This is a genomic window from Kocuria sp. NPDC057446 (assembly GCF_042802875.1).
GTDB lineage: Bacteria > Actinomycetota > Actinomycetes > Actinomycetales > Micrococcaceae > Kocuria.
On sequence record NZ_JBHVDI010000215.1, the window covers coordinates 1 to 4,971 of the forward strand.

At 71.5% G+C, this 4,971-nt stretch carries 6 protein-coding genes; all 6 read right to left on the bottom strand.

Annotated features, from left to right (window positions below; translation table 11 throughout):
- Positions 1-68: 68 nt before the first annotated feature.
- Positions 69-737: a DUF3618 domain-containing protein gene (locus ACFU0Y_RS17035; RefSeq protein WP_380215977.1), complete on the bottom strand. Its 669-nt coding sequence runs from the start codon at positions 735-737 to the stop codon at positions 69-71.
- On the bottom strand, positions 734-1,210 hold the full coding sequence (locus ACFU0Y_RS17040; protein ID WP_380215979.1) for a phage holin family protein: 477 nt from the start codon (positions 1,208-1,210) through the stop codon (positions 734-736). The genes ACFU0Y_RS17035 and ACFU0Y_RS17040 overlap by 4 nt, the downstream gene beginning before the upstream one ends.
- Positions 1,207-2,016, bottom strand: a complete 810-nt coding sequence (locus tag ACFU0Y_RS17045) for a hypothetical protein (RefSeq protein WP_380215981.1) — start codon at positions 2,014-2,016, stop codon at positions 1,207-1,209. Before ACFU0Y_RS17045 ends, ACFU0Y_RS17040 begins: the two co-directional genes overlap by 4 nt.
- 137 nt (positions 2,017-2,153) lie before the next feature.
- Entirely contained in the window at positions 2,154-3,092 is a 939-nt protein-coding gene (locus ACFU0Y_RS17050) for an SDR family oxidoreductase (protein WP_380215983.1), read from the bottom strand.
- 170 nt (positions 3,093-3,262) lie between these two features.
- Entirely contained in the window at positions 3,263-4,075 is an 813-nt protein-coding gene (locus tag ACFU0Y_RS17055) for an alpha/beta fold hydrolase (RefSeq protein ID WP_380215985.1), read from the bottom strand.
- Positions 4,076-4,220: 145 nt separating this feature from the next.
- Positions 4,221-4,832: a superoxide dismutase family protein gene (locus ACFU0Y_RS17060; protein WP_380215987.1), complete on the bottom strand. Its 612-nt coding sequence runs from the start codon at positions 4,830-4,832 to the stop codon at positions 4,221-4,223.
- Positions 4,833-4,971: the final 139 nt, after the last annotated feature.

The following is a 4,971-nucleotide window of genomic DNA, read 5'->3' on the forward strand; positions in this document are numbered from 1 at the left end:
GGCCCCGGATCCTCGATCCGGGGCCTTCGTCGTGACCGGTGTCCGGCCGGAGACCGGCCGGACAGGGATCAGGCGTTCTTCGTCTCGTCCTTGACGGACTGCGCCGAGCCCTGGGCGGAGGACTTCAGGTGCTGGGCCTCGCCCTGCCCCTGCTGCTTGACCTCCTGGGCACCCGACTGCGCCGTCTCCTTGACGGACTGCGCGGCCTCCTGCGCCGGCTCCTTGAGGTCCTGGGCGACCTCCTGCGCCGCGTCCTTCGCGGACTCGACCGCGTGCTGGGCGTGCGGCTGGACCCGGTCCGCCGCGTCGGCGACGAGCTCCTGCTCCTTCTGCGTGGAGGGCAGCAGCGAGCCCACGAGCCATCCGGCGCCGAGGGCGATCAGGCCGGCGGCGAGCGGGTTGCCCCGGGTCTTCGCCTTGGCCGTGGCCGGGGCGTTCTGCACGCCCTCCCGGAGGTCACCGGCACGGTCCTGGACGCTGCCCCGCAGGTCGTCCGCACGGTCCTGCACGCCTTCCTTGAGGTGACGACCGCGGTCCGCGGCGTCGTCGGACGCTCCCATGACGCGCTCCCGCACTCCCTGGACCGTGTCCTGGACCTTGCCGCGGGCCTTGTCCTTCTGCCGCTCGACGACGCGCTCGGGCGTCACCTTCTCGGCGACGGCGTCGACATCGGAGTTGAGACGGGCACGGGTCGCCTCGATGTCGGCACGGATCTGTTCGGGGTTCTGCTGGCTCATCGGTTCTCCTTCTTGGAAGGCTTCACGGTTTCCGGGATCTCGGTGACCGTCTCACGGGTGAGGGGAAGGGGGTCCTGGGTGGCCTCGGCCATCTCCCGCTTGCCCGCGTTGAGGTTCTTCTTGCCGATCGCGGCGAGGATGCCGGCGACGACGGCCCAGAGGACGGCCACGATGACGGACGCCCAGACGAGGCTGTCCACGAGGTTGCTCAGTCCCCACATGAGGGCGAGGGACAGGAACAGCAGGACGAAGTGGCCGGCCACGCCGGCCCCGGCGAGCATGCCCGCACCCTTGCCCGTGTCCTTGGCCGACTGCTTGGCCTCCTGCACCGTCTGGGTCGCCTCGGCCTTGGCGAGCGCGATCTCCTGCTGGATGAGGGTGGACAGATTCGTGCTCAGCGACTTGAACATCTCACCGAGCGACTCGTGCTCCGCCCTGTCCTCGGCGTCCGAGGGGGGAATGGGATGGCTCATCGACGGTCGCCCTCCTGTTCCGGGTAGACCGTGCCGGGCACGCGGTCGGTGTAGGTGCGGGCCGCCTCGCCCTGCTCGTCGGAACGGTAGGCGTAGGGGTCGGCCGGGGTGTAGCCCGAGGTCTCGGTCGCGGTGAGGTTGCGGTCGTAGCCCTGGTCGTAGACCGAGCCCGTGGCGACGCCCGCGCCGGTCTGCGTGCCCTGGCCCTGCTGGCCGGAGACGCCGAAGAACTCCTTGGCGCCCTGGCGGTCGGTCGCGATCTCGTCGCTGTCCTTGACCCCGCGGGTGGCGCGGCCAGCGAGGAGCCCGATGCCGGCGGCGACGGCCAGGAAGGTCCCGGGCCGACGGGCCGCGAACCGGCGGACGTCCTGCAGCAGGTCCTTGGCGTCCTTGTTCTCCAGGGACGAGGCCACGGAGTCGACGCGACCGGAGACGCTGTCGAGCAGGCCCGTGACGAAGTCCGTCTCGGGCTTCTCGCCGCGGGACAGGGCGTTGATCTCGTCACTGACGGAGCGGACGCTCGAGGCGATGCGCTCCTGCTGGGGCGCCACCTGGTCCTTGAGATCGCTCCGGAGCTGCCCGAGGAGGTTCTGCGCCTGGGCGGTGGCCTCCTGCTTGACGGCACCCGCCTGCTCCTTGGCCGTCTCCGTGACGCGCTGACCGGAGTCGGCGGCCTCGTGCTTGAGCTGGTCGGCCTCGGCCTTGCCGCGCTCCGCGGCGACGTCCTTCTTGGAGGTGGTGCCGGTCTCGGCCGAGTGGCTCGCGCCTGCCTCGTTGCGAGTCGGGTCATAGGGATTGGTGGTCATGATTCCGCCTTTCTGGAGCATTTCATAAGGCCACTGATGTTACGGGCTGGTCCCAGCGTAGGGCCATGGCTCCGTGGAACCAAGCCCCCTCGCCGGATCGGGCGGCCTCCGCGTGCGGGCCGCCCGGCGCAGCGTTCTCACGGCGACGGGCTGCCGCCGTTGACGTTGAGGGTCTCGCCGATGACGTAGCTGGACTCGGGCGATGCGAGGAAGACGTAGGCCGGGGCCAGCTCCGTGGGCTGACCGGCCCTGCCCAGGGGCGTCGACTGCCCGAACTCGGGCAGCGCGTCCTTCGGCTGGCCGTCGGAGACCTGGAGCGGGGTCCAGAACGGACCCGGCGCCACGGCGTTGACGCGGATGCCCTTGGGCGCCAGCTGCTGGCCGAGACCCTTGGTGAAGTTGTTGATCGCCGCCTTGGTGGACGCGTAGTCGAGCAGCTCCGGCGACGGCTGGTAGGCCTGGATCGAGGTCGTGTTGATGATCGAGGACCCGGCGGGCAGGTGCCGCAGCGCCGCCTTGGTGATCCGGAACATCGCCAGGATGTTCACGGTGAAGGTGTCGACCAGCTGCTCGTCCTCGAGGTCCTCGAGGCTCTCGACCGCGACCTGCTTACCGGCGTTGTTGACGAGGACGTCGAGGCCGCCCAGGCCGTCCACCGCGTTCTGGACCAGGGTCTCGCAGAAAGCCTTGTCGCTCAGGTCCCCGGGCAGGAGGACGGCCGTGCGGCCGGCCTTCTCGACGATCGCCTTGACCACCTGCGCGTCGGGCTCCTCGTCCGGGAGGTAGTTGAGGGCCACGTCGGCCCCCTCCTTGGCGAACGCGATGGCGACGGCCGCGCCGATGCCCGAGTCCGCTCCGGTGATCAGAGCCTTGCGCCCCTCGAGGCGACCGGTGCCGCGGTAGGAGAACTCGCCCCGGTCGGTCCTCGGCTCGAGCTCGACGTCCAGGCCGGGCTCGGGCTGGTCCTGCTTGGGGGGCGACAGGACGGGATAGCGCGTCACGGGGTTCTGGAACGCGAGCTGGTCGACCGTCTCGCGGTCGGCGTCCTCCGGGTGTCCGTCGTTCGTCTCGGTCATGCCCACTCCTCTCGTCGTGCAGTGATGTCAACAGCATACTGATTAATACGCCGTCGTGACACCGGTTCTCTGTCAGAGAACGGCACCCCCGCCCTTCCGCGGCGGAGGAACAGCCGTGGGAGGACGGGGGTGGGAAAGGTGTGGGGGCGGAGTCGCCGCCGCGGCCGGGCTCAGTCGTCGAACCGGCGCAGGAAGGCGTCCAGGGCGTCGTCGAACGCGGCCGGCTGCTCGAGGCTGGGGGTGTGCCCGGCCCCGTCGACGACGACGAGCTCCGCCCCCGGGGCCAGCTCGGCCATCCGCCGGCCGGCCCCGCCGTCGAAGGCGTCGTCCGAGCCCACCACGACCAGCACGGGGATGCGGACGGCGCGGAGCAGGTCCGTGAAGTCCCGGCGCTCGGCGCGCCCGCGCATCGCCGCCGCGGCACCCTTCGCCGGGGCGCCCTGGATCATGGCCAGGACCTCGGCCGCCACCTCGGGGCGCGTCTCCACCGTGGACTCGGCGACCATCCGGCCCAGGACGCTGCGGCCGTAGGCCTCCATGCCGCCGGTCAGGATGGCGTCCGCGGTGACGTGCCGCCGGCGCCGGCCGGCGACGTCCTCCGCCTCGGGGACGGTGTCGCTGACGACCAGCGCACGGACCTTCCCGGGGTGCCGGTGGAGGAGCTCCATCGCGATCTGCCCGGACATCGAGAACCCGAGGACCACCGCCTGGTCGACCGCGAGGTGCTCGAGGAGGCCGGCGACGTCGTCGGCGAACTCCTCGGTGTAGACGATGCCCTCGGTGGTCTCCGACGCGCCGAAGCCGCGCAGGTCGGGGGCGACCACCCGCCAGCCGCGGCCGGCGAACACCTCGATCTGGCGGGCCCACATGCTCCGGTCGTAGGCGTGGCCGTGCAGCAGGAGCAGCACCGGACCCTCCCCCCGGTCCGTGTAGGTCAGGGTGACCTCGTTGATCCGGGCGGTGGCGGCACTGACGTCGGGCATGGTGGACGACCCCTCTCGCGGGCGTACGGCAGGAACGGACCCAGCCTAGCGAAGGACGACTTGGCCGGCCCACGGCGTCGGCCGCAACCGGCACCGCCGCTGGCACCGCTTCCGGTCACCCGTCCCACGACGTCATTCCACCACGTCATTCCACGACGCCGCAGGCCAGCCGCGAACCGGCGTCTCCGGTGCCGAGGGTGTCCTCGTCGGGCCCGTCAGCGGCGTAGCGCTCGGGGACGTTCGCGTAGTTGTCGGGATCGGAGTGGATCATCACGGCGCTGCCGTCGTCGTCGGCCACGAGGTCCTGGACGCTGAACCGGTCGGTGACGGTGGTGAGGAAGCCCAGCCCGTCCTCGGTGACGAGCAGGGCAGGGAGGTCCCCCGCGTGCTCGGGGTGCTCCGCGTCCTCCCCGCCGAGGTGGCCGCCCGCGGAGAGGAAGGCCCCCGTGGTGCCGGGCTCGCCCGGTGCGCTGCTGTCCGGCTCGCAGAGGCCGGTCGTGTGCACGTGCAGTCCGTAGAAGCCGGGCTCCAGTCCCTGGACCTCCGCCACGACCTCCGTGCCGGCGGAGACCTCCGCGAAGCGCACGGTGCCGACCTCGGTGCCCTCCGCGTCGTTGAGCACGGCGCGGGAGCCGACCCCGGACTCCGCGGCGGCCGTCGTCTCCTCGACCACGGCACCGCCGCCCCCGTCATCGCCGCAGCCGGCCAGCACCAGGCCCGTCATTCCGATCACTGCTCCCACCAGTTCGCGCCGCACGGCTCCTCCTCGTCCAGACCTGCTCCTGGCCCTCGACGATAGGTCCTGTGGGGTGGTGGTTTCCAGGGGGGGTGTTAAATGCGGGGAGCCCCCGCACCGTGTGGTGCGGGGGCTCGACCCTGTTGTGGTGTGGTCCGGC